This window comes from Aquitalea sp. LB_tupeE, from assembly GCF_013391415.1.
Lineage (GTDB): Bacteria > Pseudomonadota > Gammaproteobacteria > Burkholderiales > Chromobacteriaceae > Aquitalea.
The window spans coordinates 23,385-42,946 of the sequence record NZ_JACAXB010000009.1; the positions used below are offsets into that span (position 1 = coordinate 23,385).

A 19,562-nucleotide genomic window follows, 5' to 3' on the forward strand; every position below is an offset into this window, starting at 1 on the left:
AAGTCGCCACGGTTTGTCACGTTCTAAGTTAGCAACCTTGGAGAAAACCCTAAATGGAAACGCAATCCACTTATAACTATAAGGTGGTGCGCCAGTTTGCCATCATGACCGTAGTATGGGGCATTGTAGGCATGCTGGTGGGCGTCATCATTGCGGCCCAATTGGTGTGGCCGGAGCTCAATTTTGGGCCCTGGTTCCACTTTGGCCGTTTGCGCCCGCTGCACACCAACGCCGTAATTTTCGCCTTTGGCGGTTGCGGCCTGTTTGCAACTTCCTACTACGTCGTGCAGCGAACCTGTAACGTACGTCTGATCTCGGACAAACTGGCAGCCTTCACCTTCTGGATGTGGCAGCTGATCATTGTCCTCGCTGCCATCACCCTGCCGCTGGGTATCACCTTCGGCAAGGAATACGCCGAACTGGAATGGCCGATCAAGCTGATGATCGCCGTGACCTGGGTGGTGTATGCCATCGTATTCTTCGGCACCATCGCCATCCGCAAGGTTAAACACATCTATGTAGCCAACTGGTTCTACGGTGCGTTCATCCTGGCAGTTGCCCTGCTGCACATCGTCAACAGCGCCTTTGTACCGGTTTCCCTGACCAAGTCCTACTCCGTGTACGCCGGTGCAGTGGATGCCATGGTGCAATGGTGGTATGGCCACAATGCCGTGGGTTTCTTCCTGACCGCCGCCTTCCTGGGCATGATGTACTACTTCGTGCCGAAGCAAGCTGGTCGTCCGGTTTACTCCTATCGCCTGTCGGTGGTTCACTTCTGGGCCCTGATCTTTACCTATATGTGGGCTGGTCCTCACCACCTGCACTACACTGCCCTGCCTGACTGGACTCAGTCGCTGGGTATGGTGTTCTCCCTGGTGCTGCTGGCTCCGAGCTGGGGCGGCATGATCAACGGCATCATGACCCTGTCCGGTGCATGGCACAAACTGCGTACCGACCCGGTTCTGAAGTTCCTGGTGGTTTCCCTGTCCTTCTACGGTATGTCCACCTTCGAAGGCCCGATGATGTCCATCAAGTCCGTGAATGCCCTGTCGCACTACACTGACTGGACCATCGGTCACGTGCACTCCGGCGCTCTGGGCTGGGTTGGCTTCATCACCATCGGTTCCATGTACTACCTGCTGCCGCGCCTGTTCGGCCGTGAGTCCATGCACAGCACCAAGCTGATCGAAGCGCACTTCTGGCTGGCTACTGTCGGTGTGGTTCTGTACATCGCCGCACTGTGGATCTCCGGTGTGACCCAGGGCCTGATGTGGCGTGCCCTGAATGCCGACGGCACCCTGACTTATGCCTTTGTGGAAGCCGTGAAAGCAACCTACCCCTACCACTTCGTGCGTTTCCTGGGTGGTACGCTGTACCTGACCGGTATGCTGCTGATGGCCTACAACACCTTCCGCACCGTTGCCAGTGGCAAGGCTGTTGACGCCAAGATCCCGGCTGTCAACGCATCGGCTCACGCTTAAGCGGATAAAGGTAGAAGAACATGGAAAAGATCCAGAAACTGATTGAAGAGCACGTGGGTTACCTCATCGTGTTCACCCTGATCGTGATCAGCTTTGCCGGCCTGGTGGAAATCCTGCCGCTGGCATTCCAGAAGTCCACCACGCAGCCTGTTGCCGGCGTCAAGCCCTATACCGCGCTGCAACTGGCTGGTCGCGACATTTACATCCGTGAAGGCTGCTACAACTGCCACTCCCAGATGATTCGTCCGTTCCGCGCCGAAACAGAGCGTTATGGTCACTACTCCGTTGCGGGTGAGTCGGTTTACGACCATCCCTTCCAGTGGGGTTCCAAGCGTACCGGTCCGGACCTGGCCCGTGTAGGCGGTCGTTATTCTGACGAATGGCACCGTGTCCACCTGACCAATCCGCGTGACGTGGTTCCGGAATCCAACATGCCTGCTTTCCCGTGGCTGTCGAAGAACCTGGCCGATGCCGAAATCATGCCGAAGAAAATGGAAGCCCTGCGCGCTGTAGGTGTTCCCTATACCGACAAGGATATCGCCGAAGCCAAGGCTCAGGTTGAAGGCAAGTCGGAAATGGATGCCCTGATTGCATATCTGCAGGGCTTGGGTCTCGCACTGAAGAATGTTCGCTAAGTCATGGACTGGGTAACGATTGGACGTTCTGCCTTCACCGTGATGTGCTTCACCTTCTTCATTCTGGTGTTGTTCATCGCCTACAGCAGACGCTCAAAGAACCGGTACGATGAAGCGGCCAATGTGCCCTTTCTCGACGACGACAAGGTGCAGGAGGCCGACAACCATGAGTCGGCTTCTAACGGAGCAAAACAATGAGTGATTTCGTAAGCGATTTCTGGGGCATCTGGATCACGGCCATCGTGGTTGCAGGTTTTGTTGGCCTGTCCCTGCTGTTGTTCACCCAATCCAAGACCACGGTCAAGAAGGGTGAGCAGGTTGAAACCATGGGCCATGTCTGGGATGGCGACCTCGAAGAGTACAACCACCCGCTGCCGCGCTGGTGGATGCTGATGTTCTACATCACGCTGATTTTCGGTGCCTGCTATCTGGTGCTCTACCCCGGCCTTGGCAAGTGGCAAGGTATCCGTGGCTGGACTTCCGTAGGTCAGTACAAGGAAGAACGTGCCCAGGCGGAAGCCAAATACCAGCCGCTGTATGACAGCTACCTGAAGCAGGACCTGAAAACCATTGCCGCAGACCCCAAGGCACAGGAAATGGGCAAACGCCTGTTCCAGACCTACTGCGTGCAGTGCCACGGTTCTGATGCACGTGGTGCCAAGGGTTTCCCCAACCTGGTCAATCATGATTGGCAATGGGGTGGTGATCCGAAAACCATCGAGACCACCATTCTGAATGGTCGTCACGGTCAAATGCCGGCATGGGGTACGGTGCTGGGTGAAGAGAAGGTCAAGGACGTAGCCAACTACGTGTTGTCGCTGTCGGTTCAGAAGAAGAAATTCGATGCCGAACGCGCTGCACGTGGCAAGGAAACCTTTACCACCATCTGCGCAGCCTGCCACGGCCCGGACGGCAAGGGTAACCAGCAACTGGGCGCACCGAACCTGACACACCCGAGCGGAAGCTGGCTGTATGGTGGTACTGAAAAGACCATCATCGAGACCATCACCAATGGTCGCAACAACCAGATGCCGGCCTGGAAGGACTTCCTGGGCGATGCCAAGGTTCATCTGCTGGCGGCCTACGTGTGGGGCCTGTCCAATAACGCCAAGGCGCAGTAAGCCTTAGCCAACATACTGCCCGCGCAAGCGGGCAGTATGCTTTACATCAAATACTATACTTATTTATATAATATAATGACTTGCAAGATGCTTGCGTAAAGTCCATCACCAAAGTGTACTTTGCGAAATCCTCTTCAGGAAAACACCATGTCTGATTCGTTAAAAGATATCCCGGTCAAAGTAGAACACACCCCCCCCTCTCCCAAAGCCGGTTCCGAAACCGTGTCCTTGTACGAGGCACAAAAGAAGATCTACCCGCGTAGCGTCAAGGGCATCTTCAATAACTGGCGTATTCTGTTTGTCCTGGGTACTCAGCTGGTTTTCCTGGGCCTGCCCTGGCTGACCTGGAATGGCCGGCAAGCGGTGTTTTTCGACATGGTCAACCGCAAGTTCTTCATTTTCGGCCTGACCATCTGGCCGCAAGACTTTGTCTATCTGGCGGCACTGCTGATGAGCTGTGCATTTGGTCTGTTTGTCTGGACTACCATTGCCGGGCGCCTGTGGTGTGGCTATGCCTGTCCGCAAACGGTCTACACCGAAGTCATGCTGTGGATCGAACAGCTGGTGGAAGGCGATCGCAACAAGCGCATCAAGCTGGACAAAGAGCCGATGAGCTTGCGTAAAGCACGACTGAAACTGACCACGCACGGCCTGATGATCGTGTTCTGTTTGTGGACCGGCTTCTCGCTGGTTGGCTATTTCACGCCTATCCGTGATCTGGTCAAAGCCATGCCAACCTTCGACTATGGCCCGTGGGAAAGCTTCTGGATTTTCTTCTACGCAGGTTTTACCTATCTGCTGGCTGGCTTCATGCGCGAGCAGGTATGCAAATACATGTGCCCGTATGCCCGCTTCCAGAGCGTGATGTTTGATGCCGACACCCTGATCATTTCTTATGACGAAGCCCGTGGCGAACCGCGCGGCGCACGCAAAAAAGGGGTGGACTTCAAGGAACAGGGCCTGGGTTCCTGTGTAAATTGCGGTATCTGTGTACAAGTTTGCCCGGTAGGGATTGATATCCGTAACGGCCTGCAATACGAATGTATCGGCTGTGCTGCCTGTATCGACGCCTGTGACGAAGTCATGGACAAAGTAGGTTATCCGCGTGGCCTGATCCGCTACACCACGGAAAATGCGCTGGAAGGCAAATATCCGGAAAGCGAAATCATCAAGCATCTGCGCCGCCCGCGGGTGATCATGTATACGGTGGTGCTGCTGATTGTACTGGGTGCCGCACTCGGCTCGCTGGCCATGCGCAAACCGTTCAAGGTGGATATCCTGCGCGATCGCGCCTCGCTGGTGAAGGAAACCGATGCGGGCCTGCTGGAAAATGCCTACACCATCAAGATCATCAACACGACAGAACGCGACCAGGAGTTTAAAATCTCGGTGGACGGCATGCCGGATCTGAAACTGGAAAGCGATAGCAAAAAGATCAAGGTCAAGGCAACCGAAACCGAAAGTTTTGGCGTGCGCGTTCAAGCCGACCCGCAAGTAGCGACCAAGGGCAGCCACGAGATTCACTTCAAGGTGGAAACCGTCAGCACCCCGGTACTGCATGTGGAAGAAAAATCCAGCTTCATCGGAGAGTAAGTCATGCAACTGGACACCCCCGTATCACGCCCTTGGTATAAAGAACCGTGGGTGTGGTTTTTGATCAGTTTTCCGCTCGCCGCGGTCATCGTCGGCAGCTGTTACATCACCACCGCGCTCAAGACGGATGATGGCCTGGTTACGGACGACTATTACAACAAGGGCAAGGCCATCAATATGGAATTGCGCCGCAACACTGCGGCAGCAGCTCTGGGCATTACGGCTCAGGTCATGCTCAGCAGCGATGGTCACAGCATCACCGTCAACACCACCAGCAAGCAGCCTTTGCCCGACACCCTGAGCCTGAAGCTGATTCACCCGGCACAGGACGACTACGACGCCACGGCCGACCTGCACAAGCTAGCCGCCAATCAATACAGCGGCAGCTTGAACAAGGAGCTGGTGAAAGCCAATCACTGGTATGTGCAGCTGGAAGACAAAGGCAACCAGTGGCGTGTGCAGGCGGAGTGGAAGCCGGAGCAAGGCCCGGTGATCATGCTGGGCCAACCCAAGCTGGAGGCCGTGGACTGATGCACCGGTACCTGCGTAGCACTGCCCTCTTTGCCCTGGCCCTCGCCATGACTGGCTGTGCCAGCAAGGCCTACCAGCCACAGTACCTGAATGGCAAGGTGACGTTGGCCACCCCGGCCAACCTGCCGCTGGCCACCACGCTGGTACGCGTTCGTCTGCTGGATGAACGCCAGCAAGCGGATGCGCCAGCGCGCCTGCTGGCGGAACAGACACTGGAAAAGCCCAGGTCTTTCCCGGTGAGCTATTCGCTGTGCTATGACAAGCAGGCCATTCAGACCAATGGCAGTTACAGCGTGCAGGCCCAGGTTTATGTCGATGGTGAACTGCGTCTGCAGAACACCAGCCACATTAATGCTTTTGGTACGGAAGCGGCCCTGATTCCGGTCGAGCTGATCAAGTAACACCACGTCCAGTTCATTACCAGACCAAAAAAATGGCTGCCAGATGGCAGCCATTTTCATTACAACCAGCCTCAAGCCAAGGGCTTGAGTCGTGCCGTGAAGTGTCGCAGGATGGGCGGCTCGTATTCAAAGCCAAGGCCGGTGATACTGGCTGCCCGTGTCTTCACTTCGATCAGGCAATCGGCGATGTAGTCCATGTGGTCGTTGGTATAGACCCGGCGCGGAATGGTCAGCCGCAGCAGCTCCAGCGGTGACGGTTCCTGTTCGCCGGTTTGCGGGTTACGCCCCAGCAGCAAGGAGCCGATTTCCACCCCACGGATGCCGCCTTCCAGATAGAGCGCGCAAGCCAACGCATGTGCCGGGAACTGCTCGGCAGGAAGATGCGGCAACAAGCGCTTGGCATCGACAAACACCGCATGTCCGCCAGTCGGATACTGGATGGGTACGCCACCCGCGCGCAAACGCTCACCCAGATACTCAACCTGGCTGATGCGGTAGGTCAGATAAGCCGGATCCAGCCCTTCCTTCAGGCCAATGGCCAAGGCCTCCATATCGCGCCCGGCCAGACCGCCATAGGTGACAAAGCCTTCCATCGGCACACAGCGCACCTGCACGGCACGGAAGAGGTCGACATCATCCTTGAAGCAGCACAGGCCGCCAATATTCACCAGGCCGTCTTTCTTGGCCGACATGGTCAGCATGTCACCGTGGCTGAACATTTCCAGCACGATTTCTTCAATGCTGTGCTTGGCGTAGTCCGGGTCGCGCTGCTGGATGAACCAGGCATTCTCGGCAAAACGGGCTGCATCAATAATCACCGGAATGCCATGCTGGCGCGCCAATTGGCTGGCAGCACGCATATTCGGCAGGGAAACCGGCTGCCCGCCAGCGCTGTTGCACGTGATGGTGATGATGAGGCCGGCCACGTTTTCGGCCCCGGCACTGGCAATGACATCAGCCAGTCTGGCCAGATCAAAGTCACCCTTCCAGTCGTAGGCTGCCTCGGTATCCAGCGCCTTGGGCGTGAGCACATTGATGGCGCGCGCACCTGCAATTTCGACGTGTGCCTTGGTGGTATCAAAGTGATAGTTGGAAATGAATACCGGCTGATCACCACGACAGCGTTTTACCAGTTCCGGAAACAGGATCTGCTCTGCGCCACGCCCCTGATGGGTGGGGATGGTGTGTTCATAGGCAAACAGCTGCTTGACTGTATCCGCCAGGTGAAAGTAGTTGCGGCTACCGGCATAGGCTTCATCGCCCATCATCAGGCCGGCCCACTGGCGGTCAGACATGGCACCTGTGCCACTGTCGGTCAGCAGGTCGATATAGACATCTTCACCACGTAGCAAAAACGGGTTCCAACCCGCTTCCGCCAAAGCCTGTTGGCGATATTCCGGGGTGGTTTGCTTGATGGGTTCCACCATTTTGATGCGGAACGGTTCAGGAATGCGTCGTGCCATGCGTAATACTCCCTTTGCTCTGGCCATCGGGCAGGCGTGCAGCAGCCATCGCAGGCGCAAGTTAGCCAGGCGCGACAAAGCCAGAGGTGTGATTCAGATAAGAAAATGAATGCAACGGAATGCAGCCGTGATTCGGCTACAAGGGGAGATCAACGACGCGGAAAGTCGTAGGCGAGCACGATATCGAGGGTAAACCAGTTTTCGGGCAGGCTACCTTGGTTGGCAGCCGTCCGGGTCAAGCATGCCAACGTGTTCATGAGAAACACCTTAGTAAAAATCATTGCCGGATGGCGCGGCCAGATTACCTCCTGGATGATTCCATCGCAAGAAAATTGTCAACCATCCGTCCAGACAGTCCATCCGGTGTGACCGGGATACCACGCACTCATGGCACACACCTAAGCTCTCCAGCACTCCCTTGGGTCAGCGCAGCAGCGGCCACTCTGCTTTAGTCTGACAGGCCCGCACCCACCACCGGCGGGAGTCTGTACGTTTTGCACGATTTACCACAGCCAGGCTGTCGTCACCATCGTGTTCAAGCTGGCAACATTCAGGGAAATTTCCCTTTCCATTGAAATACTTGCCGTATGTCAAACAAAGAATATTAACTTTATCTTATACTGCACAACATGCAAAATATGCAGCACAAACACTCCACAGAGAGTGATTAAGTCGCTACTATCGCCGCCTGCTTGAAATTGTAAGCAATAAAATATCACAACAAGCCATCAGGCTGATGGCATCCCAAGCTGCACAAGGAAATACCTATGACCACCCAATCCCACCCCAAAGGGCTGTATCTGCTCTTTGTCACCGAGATGTGGGAGCGCTTCAGCTACTACGGCATGCGCGCCATTTTTGTCCTGTTCATGATCAAGGCCCTGATGTTTGACAAGGCACACGCCGCTGACATCTATGGCAGCTATACCGGCCTGGTTTATCTCACGCCCTTGATTGGCGGCTATATTGCTGACCGCTACTGGGGGAACCGCCGCTCCATTCTGACCGGCGGTGTGCTGATGGCTTGTGGCCAGTTCCTGCTGTTCTGCTCCGGCAGCCTGCATGCCAGCAATGTGCCATTGGCCTCCAGCTTGCTGTATGCCGGCCTGGGCCTGCTGATTGCCGGTAATGGCCTGTTCAAACCCAATATTTCGTCCATGGTGGGCCAGCTGTATGCACCGGACGACAAACGGGTGGATGCCGCGTTTACCATTTTCTACATGGGTATCAATGCCGGTTCGCTGATGGCCCCGCTCATTTGCGGCACCCTGGGCGATACCGGCAATCCGGATGACTTCAAATGGGGCTTCCTGGCGGCTGGCTGCGGCATGCTGTTCAGCCTGCTGGTATTCAGCCTGTTCAAGCACAAATACTTGGTCACCCCGGAAGGCAAGCCCATTGGCCTGGCACCGCAACGTCACCATGCCAGTGGCGAAAAGGTCGTCCATGCGCCGCTGACCCGAGTGGAAAAGGAACGCCTCGCCGTCATCCTGATTGTCTCGGCCTTTGTGATTTTCTTCTGGTCGGCTTTCGAGCAGGCCGGAGCCTCGCTGACCTTCTTTGCCGAGGAGCAGACCAATCGCAATCTGCTGGGCTTTACTGTTCCAGCATCCTACTTCCAGTCCATCAATCCGATTTCCGTGGTTATCTTTGCCCCGCTGTTTGCCATGCTGTGGAGCTGGCTTGGCAAGCAGGGACGAGAACCGGCCTCGCCGGTCAAAATGGCATTCGGCCTGCTATTCCTGGCCATTGGCTATCTGGTCATCGCATTCGGGGTGGATGGACTGGAGCCCGGGGTCAAGGTCAGCATGCTGTGGTTGGTCAGCCTATATGTACTGCACACCTTTGGTGAGCTGTGCCTGTCGCCCATCGGCCTGTCGCTGGTAGTCAAACTATCCCCGGCCCGCTTTACCAGCCTGATGATGGGCATCTGGTTCCTGTCCAATGCCGCAGCCAACAAGCTGGCTGGCACGCTGTCCGAGCTGTATCCGGACCCGGCCAAGCCCGCTCCGCAGTTGCTGGGTTATAGCATCAACAACCTGCATGACTTCTTCATGGTGTTTGTGGTTATGGCCGGTATTGGCGCGCTGATCCTGTTCTTGCTGTCCAGCAAGCTGAAAAAAATGACGCACGGCCTGCAGTAAAACCATGCCGGGCCAATGTGGCCTGCCATCTTGGAACGCCGCCTCAGGGCGGCGTTTTTACATGTGCGGGCGGTAGCGCTTAAGACTAAAACAAGGCTGGCATGGTAAGCTGTGCGGGTTTTTTCCGACTTTTCCGGCCGCCCTGCGGCGTGCTGACTGGACTACATGAGACCGTCCTCCGATACCCGCTGGCAACGACTTGCCACCTATGCATTGTTTGCCCTGCTGCTGATCCGCCTGCTAGCCATGTGGGCCATTCCGCTGACGGATACCACCGAAGCGCGCTATGCCGAAATCGCCCGCAAGATGCTGGAAACGGGTAACTGGGTCACGCTGTGGCACGATTATGGCGTACCGTTCTGGGCCAAGCCGCCACTGTCCACCTGGACTTCCGCCGCCAGCATGGGGCTGTTCGGTGTGAATCCGCTAGCCGCCCGCCTGCCGGCATTGCTGCTGTCGCTGGCCGTGCTGTGGCTGGTAGCAGATGCTGCCCGACAGCGCCTGGGGCATGAAGCTGCGCTGGCATCAGCCCTCATCCTGGCGGGCAGCCTGCTGTTCTTCGGTGCGGCCGGCACGGTCATGACCGATCCGGCACTGATGTTCTGTGTTGCGCTGTCCCAGCTAGCCTTCTGGCATGCCATGCAAGCCCGCGGCAAGCGCTGGGGCTATCTGTTTTTTGCCGGCCTGGGTCTGGGCCTGCTGGCCAAGGGGCCGCTGGCCATCGTTTTGGTTGGCATGCCGATTTTCTTCTGGGTGCTGCTGCGCAATGGCTGGAAAGCCATATGGCAACGCCTGCCATGGATAAGCGGGAGCCTGTTGATGCTGGCCATCGCCCTGCCCTGGTATCTGCTGGCGGAATACCGCACGCCGGGCTTCCTCAACTATTTCATCATGGGCGAGCATGTCAGCCGCTTCCTCGACCCAGGCTGGAAGGGTGACAAATACGGCTATGCCCATGCCACCCCGCGCGGCATGATCTGGCTGTACTGGCTGGGGGCCATTTTTCCCTGGTCGTTGGCCATGCTGGTCTGGCTGGCGCGTCATGGCAAAACCATGCTGAAGCGCACAGCCGACAGCGATGGCTGGCGCTTGTATGTCTTGCTATGGAGCCTGATGACGCTGCTGTTCTTCACCATTTCCGGCAACATTATCTTCCCCTACCCCCTGCCCATGCTGCCGGGTTGCGCTCTGCTGTTTGCCACCCTGTGGTACGGCTGCCGTCAGCCGCAGCAAGGCAGCAGCCTGCCTTTGCTTGCCATGGCGTCCGGTGTACTGTTGCTGCTGGCGGTGGCGCTGCAATGGACGCAGGGGCAGCGTTACTTCCGCACGCAACAGCTGGTGATTGCTGCCTGGCAACAACAGCAACCAGCTGCAGGCAGCACGCTGGTTTTCTGGGACAGCCGTCGCGAGTTTTCCGCCGAGTTCTACAGCGAGGGCAAGGTCAAGACCACGCAGCAGCCGCAGGCACTGCGCCAGTTGCTGGCAGAAGGCCATAGTCATTTCATTGTCACCGAGCAGCGCGACCTGCCCAGCCTGCCTGCCGATATCAAGCAGCGCTTCAAGCCGATTGCCCGCTTTACGGTGATGAAGGACCAGATGCTGCTGCTGCGCGAAGCAGCCGGTACAGCAAAACCATGAATAACAAGGAGACGCCGATGACCACTAAGCCACCCAGCGCCTTCGTCCCCCCGTTTCTGCTGCAACAACGGGCGGCTGCACGACCGGCCGACCCGCTGGTGAGCTGTATTTTGCCGGCCTACAACGAGAGCGAAAACATTGTTCCCATGCTGCAAACCCTGCATGGTTTGCTGACTGAAGCAGGATTTCGCCATGAGCTGATCGTGGTGGATGACGGCAGCCGCGATAACACGGTGGAACAGGTTATCAGCCAGATCGACTTGCTCCCGGTGACGCTGATCCAACTGTCGCGCAATTTCGGCAAGGAACTGGCACTGACCGCCGGTATCGACCACGCTCAGGGTGATGTGGCCGTGCTGATCGACAGTGACTTTCAGCACCCGCCTGCCATGGTGCCGGAATTCCTGCGCCAATGGCGTGCCGGTTATGACATGGTGTACAGCGTGCGCTCCAGCCGTGACACGGAAAGTCTGGGCAAACGCGTGTTCACCCGCGTGTTCTATACCCTGCTCAACAGCGGTGCACGCCACAAGATTCCGGAAAACACCCAGGATTTCCGCGTGATGGACCGCTGCGTGCTGGATGCGCTGCGCCAGATGCCGGAGCGCAACCGCTTCATGAAAGGCCTGTACAACTGGGTGGGCTTTACCCAGCTGCCGGTGGAAACCCATACCGAAGAGCGCCGGGCAGGCAAAAGCAGCTTCAATTTCTTCAGCCTGCTGAACCTGGGGCTGACCGGCCTGACCGCGTTTTCCAATGTGCCCTTGCGCATGTGGACGCTGATAGGCAGTGCCATCTCACTGGCATCCATCCTGTATGCCTCGTGGGAGTTGCTGCACACCTTGCTGTTTGGCAACGATCAGCCTGGCTGGCCGACGCTGGCGGTGGCCGTGTCCTTTCTGGGTGGGGTACAGCTGCTGTCCATCGGCATTCTGGGGGAATACATCGGCCGGATTTTCAGCGAAGTGAAACAGCGCCCGATTTACCTGATCAGCCGCGTCAGCCGCAGCACGCAGGACCCACAATGAACCGTGAGCTGCTGTGGTTCGGCATCATCGGCGTCAGTGCCATGCTGGTGCATTTTCTGTTGGTGGCCGTGGTTCTGGTGCCAGTGGGCCTGCCGCCCTTGCTGGCCAATATCCTGGCTTTCCTGCTGGCATTCCAGGTGAGCTACTGGGGGCATAGGCACAAGACATTCGAGGCAGCCCACGTACCGCACCGTCAGGCGCTGCCACGCTTTTTCATGGTCGCCTGCCTGAGCTTTGCCCTGAATGAAGCCATGTATTTCGTACTGCTGCGCTTCACCACGCTGGATTACCGTCTGTCCCTGCTGATCGTCCTGGCCGCGGTGGCGGTGTTCACCTTTGTTTGCAGCAAGCTGTGGGCCTTTGCCGACAAGGAGCAGGCTGCATGACACCACGCCGCCTGACCTTGTGTGCCGATGACTATGCCCAATCGCCTGCCATCAGCCAGGGAATTCTCGCGCTGCTGCAGACAGGTCGGCTGTCCGCCACCAGCGTGATGACACAGTCCCCGCACTGGCCTCATCTGGCAGCGCCTTTGCGCGAGCTGGCACAACAAGCCGACATCGGCCTGCATTTCAATCTCACTCACGACTTTGCCAATGGACCGCAGCTGATCAAGCCCTTGTCGCATTGGCTGCTGCTCAGCCAGTTGCGCTGTCTGTCTCGCACCGCCCTGCGCGACAGCCTGCTGCAACAAATCGACCTGTTCAGCCAACACTTTGGACGTCTGCCGGACTTTATAGACGGACATCAGCATGTCCACGCCTTTCCTGTCATCCGCGACGCGCTGTTCGATGCCATTGCCCAGTGCTGGACTGGAAAAGACAAGCCCTATGTTCGCGCACCAGATCGCCTGGGCCATCCGGGTGATAGCCGTCTGAAAGCAATGGTGCTACAACAGGTATGCCGTGGCTTTGCCGCTAGCGCCGAGCAAAAAGGCCTGCGCTGCAATCAGTGGTTTGCCGGCCTGTATGCCTTACAGCCGGAAGCCGGTTTTGCCGGGCTGATGCAGCAATGGCTGAACAGCAGTCCGGACGGCGCGCTGATGATGTGTCACCCCGGCCTGCCGGCGGATGATGCCAGCGACCCGATTGCCGCCGCCCGTGCGGTGGAATACCAGCATCTGGACAGTCAGGCCTTTGCTGCTGATTGCCTGCAGGCAGGCGTGGAACTGGGCGGGTTCCGGCATTAGATTTTGGGCCAGGCCAAGTCCCAAGGCGCGCTGGCCTCGCGCTGCAAACACTCTTGCAGGGCAGTACTGACAAACAGCGCCCCCTGATCCGGTGGGCAAACAAAGCGGAAAGCCTCGCCATCCAGCGTGAAGCGCAAGGCATAGGCGTGCAGATAGGCCCGGTCTGCCGGGCTGCCGCCATACAGGGCATCACCCAGAATCGGGGCGGATTGCGACTTCATCGCCACCCGCAGCTGGTGCGTCTTGCCGCTGCGTGGCCGCAACAGGAATAGTCGCAAGCCCGGCTGCACCGAAAAACTGAAGAACTGGGTGATGGCCGGATTCTGCACCCCGGGAAGCAAGCGCCATGCGCCGCCCCGGCCCTTTTCCATATCGCCCTTGATCAGGCCCTGCTTCTTTTGCGGCTTGCGATCGGACAGTGCCAGATAGTATTTCTCCACCATGTGCCCGGCAAAGGCGCTGCCAAACTGGCTGGCCACCTGGCTGGAACGAGCCAGCAGAATCAGGCCGGAGGTCACCCGGTCCAGGCGGTGTACCGGCCACATGGACTCATCCTGCAAACCTGCACGTACCGCGTCCAGCAAACCGTCGTCCTCCCCTTCCCGGTGAAAACTCACACCAGCATGCTTGTTGATCAGATAAAAGCGCGGGTCGCTGTACAGCAGGCTAAACATGGGGTGGCACCTGGAAGGATGAGCAAGGCGGCGATTCTACCCGCTCAGCACGGATCACTGGTTTTTTGCTGTGCTTCCATGCGCAATTTCTTGCGGATTTCCGCATCGCGGAAGCGCTTTTTCTGTTCATCAGTTTCCAGGCTCAAGGGCGGCACGGCCACGGCCTTGCCTTTTTCAAACGCCACCATAGTGAAATAGCAGCTATTGGTATGGCGCACCGAGCGCTGCTGGATGTCTTCGGCCACCACCTTGATGCCGATTTCCATCGAGGTGCGTCCCACATGGTTTACGCTGGCCATAAAGGTCACCAGCTCACCCACATGGATGGGCTGCTTGAACAACACCTGGTCCACCGACAAGGTCACCACATAGCAGCCGGCATAGCGGCTGGCACAGGCATAGGCCACCTGGTCCAACAGTTTCAGCAGCACGCCACCATGAACATTGCCGGAAAAGTTGGCCATATCCGGCATCATCAATACCGACATCACCAGTTCGCGCTGGTTTTCCTGATTTACCTGTTGTTGCATGCTGTTGATTTCCTGAATTTCATCATGGCAGCGCCGTGGGCGGGGTCGCGCTGCAAGAATGTTCTCCCTGCGAATATCCACCGGGGAACGCGAATAGGCCTCATTCTGCCGCAGTCCTCGCAGGCTGTCGCGGACGATCCGGCAACAGCGCTTGCCGCAGCACTTGCCCACAGTGCGTTTCTGCTAGCCACGGCAGGTGCAACTGCAAGAATATCTGTTTGTATTCAATGCATTAAGGCAAGCACTGCACTAGAATGAAGTGAATCCGGATCATGCGCATCATGAGTCTATCGTCCATCAATGCCAGCTCAGGCTATGGCATCAGCACACTGTCGCAACACGGGCCCAATTGCACCTGTGCGGCTTGTACTGCTGCGCGCATGGCGTCGATTGCCACACCGGTGCCGGGCGTATCTACGCCCTCCCCTTCTGCCATTTACCAGGGCAGTACCCTCACCCCGGACCAACAAAAGCAACTGGATGAACTGCGCACACGGGATACCGATGTACGCCGGCACGAACAGGCCCATATGGCAGCAGGTGGTGCACTGGTTAGCGGTGGAGCCAATTACAGTTATCAGGAAGGGCCGGATGGCAAGCAATATGCCATCGGCGGGGAAGTCAGCATCCGGCTGGCCAGCGGGCAAACTCCGCAGGAAACGCTAGCTAATGCCAAACAGGTGGCCGCTGCCGCCCTCGCTCCGGCAGACCCTTCCGGACAAGACCGCTCCGTCGCAGCCGAGGCAGAACAGATGGCGCGAGAAGCACAAAGCCAGATCGATAAACAGCAACAGCAGCAGCTACAGGCCGCGCAGAACAACCCGGCCATCGCCACCACCAAGGCCATTTTTGCTGCCCTGAGCGGCAAACCGGACAGCAACAAGGGCAGCAGCATCGATACCTTTGCCTGATTCGCTCCATGCCCGATAGACAAAAAAAATGGGCTGACCGGATAGGGTCAGCCCGAACAACGCTCGTTTTGGGAGTACAACAAGAGGAGAGACACCACACACCACTCCCGATGGCATGGGCTTACTACAGAGAAATCTTTGGTCTGGCCCGTCTTAGACGAACCAGGCAATCAGCGGTGCGGCAAACACGGTGGCAATACCACCCAGCATCATGGTGAGACTGGCCACAACACCTTCTTCCGCACCTAGCTCGTTGGCCTTGGCAGTACCGGCACCATGTGCGGCAGCACCCAGCAAAGCCCCCTTGGCCAGCCGTGAACGCAAGGGCAACAACATCAGCATCAGTTCACCCAGCAACATGCCGGCCACACCGGTAATCACCACAAACACGGCGGTCAAATCTGGCGGCGCGCCAATGCTGGATGCCGTGGCCATGGCAAACGGCGTACTGATGGACCGTGGTGCCAGGCTTTTCTGCAACAGTTCGGACAAGCCGAAAGCCCGCGCCAGCCATACAGAACTCATCACTGCCACCGGCATGGCAACCAGCACCCCGCAGCTCAGTGACAGCGCATGCTTGCGTATTACCTGGCGCTGTTCGTAGATCGGAATGGCAAATGCTACCGTTGCCGGGCCAAGCAACCAGCTCAGCCAGTGCGTATCCTGAAAATAAGTGTGGTAAGGAATATGTCCCACCACCACCGCGCCGATCACCAGCAAGGGAACCGCCAACAACGGTGCGGTCCACCAGTTACCAGTGCGGCGATACAGCTTCTTTGCCAGCCAGTACAACACCAGCGTCAACACCAGACAGCCAAATGCCAGCAGGTTTTCCATCTCACAACGCTCCATGCTGTCGCTTGCGACGTTTCAGCATGATTTCAAATTTGTAGCCGGCATCCACCACCAGTGAGGTCACGGTCATCACCAGTACGGTAGACAACAGGATCACCAGCACAATGCGCAGGCCGATGCTGCCCATGAGTTGCGGGTACTGCACCACGGCAACGGTGGCCGGAATGAAGAACAGCAGCATCTCCGCCAACAGCCAGCGGGCACCGCTCTTGCACCAGGCCAGTGGCAACCAGCCCAGGGCCAGTGCAGCCAGCACCAGGAACATGCCCAGTACACCAGCCGGAATTTCCGGCACATAAGCGTGACTGAGGCGACTGGCCAGCAGCCATACCAGACTAAGCATCAGCACTTGCAATACAGTAGCCAGGCTTTGCTTTACGGCAGGGTCGGACAGGCGTTTCATGGTGCGCTCGCTCCATCAGCAGCAACGAGTACCGAGTATAGTCGTGCCCATTTCATTCAAAAAATGAATTAAAATTATCTGACTCATTCTCAAATGGAATTGATCATGGACATTCGTGCCTTGCGTTACTTTGTGGAAGTGGTGAAACGTCACAGCTTTACCAAGGCTGCTGATGCACTGTTTGTCACCCAGCCCACCATCAGCAAAATGGTGAAACAGCTGGAAGAGGAACTGGGCACGCCGCTGATCATCCGGGAAGGACGTAGCTTCCGGTTGAGTGATGCCGGCAAGGTCGCGTTCGAACGCGGCATGGATGTGCTGTCCGCCATGAACCAGCTGAAGAACGAATTGAATGATCTGGCAGGCCTTACCCGAGGCGAGCTGGTGGTCGGGCTGCCGCCCATGGTGGGGGTGGCCTTCTTTGCGCCGGTAGTGGGTGCTTTTCGTGAACGCTACCCCGGCATCGAGTTGAAAATGGTGGAAGACGGTGCGCTGGCCATTGAAAACAGCGTACGCAGTGGCGAACTGGAAATCGGTGTCGCCGTGCTGCCGGTAGACAACAGTTTCTTCCAGCAGTTTGCCGTGGTACGTGACCCGCTATGCCTGATTGCACCGGCCGGCTCGCCCTGGCATGGCCGTTCCACAGTCACCCTGCCCGAGATTGCCGATCAGAACTTTGTGCTGTATCCGGAAGATTTCACCTTGTCCAGCCGCATCAGCCATGCCTTCCGCGAAATGGGCAAGCCGCTGAACATTGTCGGACGCAGCGCGCACTGGGATTTCATTGTCGAGCTGGTGAATGCGCGCCTGGGCGTCACCCTGCTACCCCGTTCGGTAGTGGAACGACTGGACCGTTCCGAGTATGACGTCATCCCGGTATCCAACCCATGGCTGATCTGGCATCTGGCTCTGATCTGGCAGCAAGGGGGCTATCTGTCCCATGCAGCCAAAGCCTGGATCGCTGTCACACAAGATGTATTGGGAGGACTGCAATGATGAACCATCCCATACGTGCGCTGATTGTCCTCAGCCTTTGCCTGTGGCTGGGGGCTTGCAGCACGCTGGGCTTGCAAAAGCCACAAGTCAGCCTGGTGGATATCCGTCCGGCAGCCTCCACCCTGCTGGAGCAGAATTTCACGCTGACACTGCGCATCCAGAACCCGAACCGCCTGCCCATCAAGGCGTCAGGGCTCAACTTCACGCTTCAGGTAGCCGGTCAACAGCTGGCGAGCGGGGCAAGCAATCAGGCGATCAATGTTCCGGCCCTGGGAGATACACAAATCCAGCTGCAACTCCATACCTCGCTGGTCAGCTGGTTAAAGCAGTTGGGTAAGGTCGTACAGGGTGATGGCAGGCTGGCTTATCAACTGGAAGGCCAACTGCTTGGCGTGCAAGGTCTGGCCGATTTACCGTTCAGCAGCAGTGGTGAATGGAAGCTGCCGTAAGCAAATTACTGACGCGGGACCGCCACGCAGTCGTTGCCATCGAAACTGACTGATTCGATCAACTGGGTCTGGGCATTCACCACGAAATTGGTGGTACAGCTGTAGTGCATCACGCCACCTCCGATGCTGCCATCGTAAACCCAGCGCCCTGGCGTTTCGATCACCCTGCTCTGGCCGTTTTCCGTCACGGTGAAACGACTGCCCGGCTCGAAGCGGCGGTTGTCAAAATATGGCTGCTGCTGAGTATAGGACTTGCTGTAGGTATACAGCATGTTGCCATTGGGCATGGTCATGCTCTTGCTGGGTGCGCCCCATTGCGCCAACAGTGCATTGGCATCCTTGCCCTGCCAGTAGTACACCTTTTGCGCATAACCCTCGCGGGTGGGGAAACTGCTGCAAGCGCTGGTGACAAGCACCAGCAGACAAAGCCAGTTGCGCATGGTTTTTCCTTCCTCATTCAGCTGTAGTCAATTGCTTGGAACAGACAGGCGACCTTGCAGTTCTACCATAAACAGCCTCTCCCAGGCAGCCATGAACCCATAGCTGGCCGGTCATAAAAAAACGCCACCCGAGGGTGGCGTCTTGATTGCAGCAAGTCAAACTTGCGCTCAGATCATGCCCTTGCTTTTCAGCAGTTCGAACATGGTCTTGCCGATTTCGGCCGGGCTGCGGGTGTAGGCAATGCCTGCACGCTCGAAAGCCTTGAACTTCTCTTCGGCAGTACCCTTGCCGCCAGAGATGATGGCACCGGCGTGGCCCATGCGCTTGCCCTTGGGAGCAGTCACACCGGCGATGTAGCCAACTACCGGCTTGGTCACGTAGGCCTTGGCAAATTCAGCCGCTTCTTCTTCGGCGGTACCACCGATTTCACCGATCATCACGATGGCGTCGGTATCCGGATCGTCCTGGAACAGCTTCAGGGCGTCGATGTGGCTGGTACCCGGGATCGGGTCGCCGCCGATACCGATGCAGGTGGACTGACCCAGGCCCAGGGCGGTGGTTTGTGCCACAGCTTCGTAGGTCAGGGTGCCGGAACGGGACACGATACCGATGCGGCCGGGATTGTGGATGTGCCACGGCATGATGCCGATCTTGCACTCACCCGGGGTGATGATACCCGGGCAGTTCGGGCCGATCAGGCGGATGCCGGCTTCGTCCACAGCCTTTTTCACGTACAGCATGTCCAGGGTGGGCACGCCTTCGGTGATGCAGACAATCAGCTTCACGCCGCTGTCGATGGCTTCCAGGATGGAATCCTTGGCAAAAGCTGCCGGTACGTAGATGACCGAGGCATCAGCCTGGGTTTGACGCACGGCGTCCTTCATGGTGTTGAACACCGGCAGGCCCAGATGCTCGGAACCGCCCTTGCCCGGGGTCACGCCACCCACAACCTTGGTGCCTACCTTCAGCGCCTGTTCGGCGTGGAAGGTACCATTCTTGCCGGTGAAACCTTGCACCAGCACTTTGGTGTCTTTGTTTACCAATACGCTCATTTTGAAATCCTTATGCGGTGCAGGTGA

22 protein-coding genes are annotated in these 19,562 nt (G+C 57.5%); 15 read left to right on the forward strand and 7 right to left on the reverse strand.

All coding sequences use genetic code 11. The features are described 5' to 3' along the window. Nucleotides 1–53 precede the first annotated feature (53 nt). The 7 genes from ccoN to HWX34_RS02920 all read left to right on the forward strand — a co-directional run bounded on the left by ccoN (nt 54) and on the right by HWX34_RS02920 (nt 5,762). Nucleotides 54–1,481 carry a cytochrome-c oxidase, cbb3-type subunit I gene (ccoN, locus tag HWX34_RS02890; protein ID WP_045845633.1) on the forward strand — a complete coding sequence of 476 codons (1,428 nt, stop codon included), beginning with the start codon at nt 54–56 and terminating at the stop codon, nt 1,479–1,481. 20 nt (nt 1,482–1,501) lie between these two features. Continuing rightward, nucleotides 1,502–2,116, forward strand: a complete 615-nt coding sequence (gene ccoO, locus HWX34_RS02895; protein ID WP_045845632.1) for a cytochrome-c oxidase, cbb3-type subunit II — start codon at nt 1,502–1,504, stop codon at nt 2,114–2,116. Nucleotides 2,117–2,119: 3 nt separating this feature from the next. Further along, the gene (locus HWX34_RS02900) at nt 2,120–2,314 is read left to right on the forward strand and encodes a CcoQ/FixQ family Cbb3-type cytochrome c oxidase assembly chaperone (RefSeq protein WP_045845631.1); all 195 of its coding nucleotides are present in this window, start codon (nt 2,120–2,122) and stop codon (nt 2,312–2,314) included. Next, nucleotides 2,311–3,237 carry a cytochrome-c oxidase, cbb3-type subunit III gene (gene ccoP, locus HWX34_RS02905; protein ID WP_178970911.1) on the forward strand — a complete coding sequence of 309 codons (927 nt, stop codon included), beginning with the start codon at nt 2,311–2,313 and terminating at the stop codon, nt 3,235–3,237. Before HWX34_RS02900 ends, ccoP begins: the two co-directional genes overlap by 4 nt. Nucleotides 3,238–3,384: 147 nt before the next feature. Continuing rightward, nucleotides 3,385–4,830, forward strand: coding sequence for a cytochrome c oxidase accessory protein CcoG (ccoG, locus tag HWX34_RS02910; protein ID WP_178970912.1), 1,446 nt, complete (start codon nt 3,385–3,387; stop codon nt 4,828–4,830). A 3-nt stretch (nt 4,831–4,833) separates the two neighbouring features. Next, entirely contained in the window at nt 4,834–5,361 is a 528-nt protein-coding gene (locus tag HWX34_RS02915) for a FixH family protein (protein WP_178970913.1), read from the forward strand. Beyond that, complete coding sequence (locus HWX34_RS02920; RefSeq protein WP_178970914.1) at nt 5,361–5,762, forward strand: YbaY family lipoprotein; 402 nt, start codon at nt 5,361–5,363, stop codon at nt 5,760–5,762. The genes HWX34_RS02915 and HWX34_RS02920 overlap by 1 nt, the downstream gene beginning before the upstream one ends. 71 nt (nt 5,763–5,833) lie before the next feature. Here HWX34_RS02920 and HWX34_RS02925 read toward each other — a convergent pair whose 3' ends face one another. Then, nucleotides 5,834–7,225, reverse strand: coding sequence for a tryptophanase (locus HWX34_RS02925; protein ID WP_178970915.1), 1,392 nt, complete (start codon nt 7,223–7,225; stop codon nt 5,834–5,836). Between the two features lie 767 nt (nt 7,226–7,992). On the opposite strand from HWX34_RS02925, the gene HWX34_RS02930 reads away from it, so the two are divergent. The 5 genes from HWX34_RS02930 to HWX34_RS02950 all read left to right on the forward strand — a co-directional run bounded on the left by HWX34_RS02930 (nt 7,993) and on the right by HWX34_RS02950 (nt 13,224). Then, complete coding sequence (locus HWX34_RS02930; protein ID WP_178970916.1) at nt 7,993–9,369, forward strand: peptide MFS transporter; 1,377 nt, start codon at nt 7,993–7,995, stop codon at nt 9,367–9,369. Between the two features lie 165 nt (nt 9,370–9,534). Further along, nucleotides 9,535–11,007, forward strand: coding sequence for a glycosyltransferase family 39 protein (locus HWX34_RS02935; RefSeq protein ID WP_178970917.1), 1,473 nt, complete (start codon nt 9,535–9,537; stop codon nt 11,005–11,007). 17 nt (nt 11,008–11,024) lie between these two features. After that, entirely contained in the window at nt 11,025–12,035 is a 1,011-nt protein-coding gene (locus tag HWX34_RS02940; protein ID WP_178970918.1) for a glycosyltransferase family 2 protein, read from the forward strand. After that, nucleotides 12,032–12,421: a GtrA family protein gene (locus HWX34_RS02945; protein WP_178970919.1), complete on the forward strand. Its 390-nt coding sequence runs from the start codon at nt 12,032–12,034 to the stop codon at nt 12,419–12,421. The genes HWX34_RS02940 and HWX34_RS02945 overlap by 4 nt, the downstream gene beginning before the upstream one ends. After that, complete coding sequence (locus tag HWX34_RS02950) at nt 12,418–13,224, forward strand: ChbG/HpnK family deacetylase (protein ID WP_178970920.1); 807 nt, start codon at nt 12,418–12,420, stop codon at nt 13,222–13,224. Before HWX34_RS02945 ends, HWX34_RS02950 begins: the two co-directional genes overlap by 4 nt. Here the strand turns inward: HWX34_RS02950 and HWX34_RS02955 are convergent. Both HWX34_RS02955 and HWX34_RS02960 read right to left on the reverse strand, forming a co-directional pair. After that, a complete protein-coding gene (locus tag HWX34_RS02955) occupies nt 13,221–13,898 on the reverse strand; it encodes a TIGR01621 family pseudouridine synthase (protein ID WP_178970921.1) in 678 nt (225 codons plus the stop codon). The genes HWX34_RS02950 and HWX34_RS02955 overlap by 4 nt on opposite strands. Before the next feature lie 44 nt (nt 13,899–13,942). Continuing rightward, nucleotides 13,943–14,428 carry an acyl-CoA thioesterase gene (locus HWX34_RS02960; protein ID WP_218645034.1) on the reverse strand — a complete coding sequence of 162 codons (486 nt, stop codon included), beginning with the start codon at nt 14,426–14,428 and terminating at the stop codon, nt 13,943–13,945. 281 nt (nt 14,429–14,709) lie between these two features. Here HWX34_RS02960 and HWX34_RS02965 point away from each other — a divergent pair, with 281 nt between their 5' ends. Next, nucleotides 14,710–15,339, forward strand: a complete 630-nt coding sequence (locus HWX34_RS02965) for a putative metalloprotease CJM1_0395 family protein (RefSeq protein ID WP_178970922.1) — start codon at nt 14,710–14,712, stop codon at nt 15,337–15,339. A gap of 153 nt (nt 15,340–15,492) precedes the next feature. Here the strand turns inward: HWX34_RS02965 and HWX34_RS02970 are convergent, their stop codons facing one another. Further along, entirely contained in the window at nt 15,493–16,176 is a 684-nt protein-coding gene (locus tag HWX34_RS02970; RefSeq protein ID WP_233160536.1) for an LrgB family protein, read from the reverse strand. Nucleotide 16,177: 1 nt separating this feature from the next. Further along, nucleotides 16,178–16,597 (reverse strand): CidA/LrgA family protein, encoded by a 420-nt coding sequence (locus HWX34_RS02975; protein WP_178970924.1) that lies wholly within the window; start codon nt 16,595–16,597, stop codon nt 16,178–16,180. Between the two features lie 105 nt (nt 16,598–16,702). Between HWX34_RS02975 and HWX34_RS02980 the strand changes: the two genes are divergently transcribed. Together HWX34_RS02980 and HWX34_RS02985 are read left to right on the forward strand one after the other, a co-directional pair. Beyond that, nucleotides 16,703–17,593: a LysR family transcriptional regulator gene (locus tag HWX34_RS02980; protein WP_178970925.1), complete on the forward strand. Its 891-nt coding sequence runs from the start codon at nt 16,703–16,705 to the stop codon at nt 17,591–17,593. Next, nucleotides 17,590–18,042: an LEA type 2 family protein gene (locus HWX34_RS02985; protein WP_255496554.1), complete on the forward strand. Its 453-nt coding sequence runs from the start codon at nt 17,590–17,592 to the stop codon at nt 18,040–18,042. The genes HWX34_RS02980 and HWX34_RS02985 overlap by 4 nt, the downstream gene beginning before the upstream one ends. A 5-nt stretch (nt 18,043–18,047) precedes the next feature. Here HWX34_RS02985 and HWX34_RS02990 read toward each other — a convergent pair whose 3' ends face one another. Together HWX34_RS02990 and sucD are read right to left on the reverse strand one after the other, a co-directional pair. Further along, nucleotides 18,048–18,482 carry a hypothetical protein gene (locus tag HWX34_RS02990; protein ID WP_178970926.1) on the reverse strand — a complete coding sequence of 145 codons (435 nt, stop codon included), beginning with the start codon at nt 18,480–18,482 and terminating at the stop codon, nt 18,048–18,050. A gap of 168 nt (nt 18,483–18,650) precedes the next feature. Beyond that, nucleotides 18,651–19,535: a succinate--CoA ligase subunit alpha gene (sucD, locus tag HWX34_RS02995; protein ID WP_103524282.1), complete on the reverse strand. Its 885-nt coding sequence runs from the start codon at nt 19,533–19,535 to the stop codon at nt 18,651–18,653. Nucleotides 19,536–19,562 lie beyond the last annotated feature (27 nt).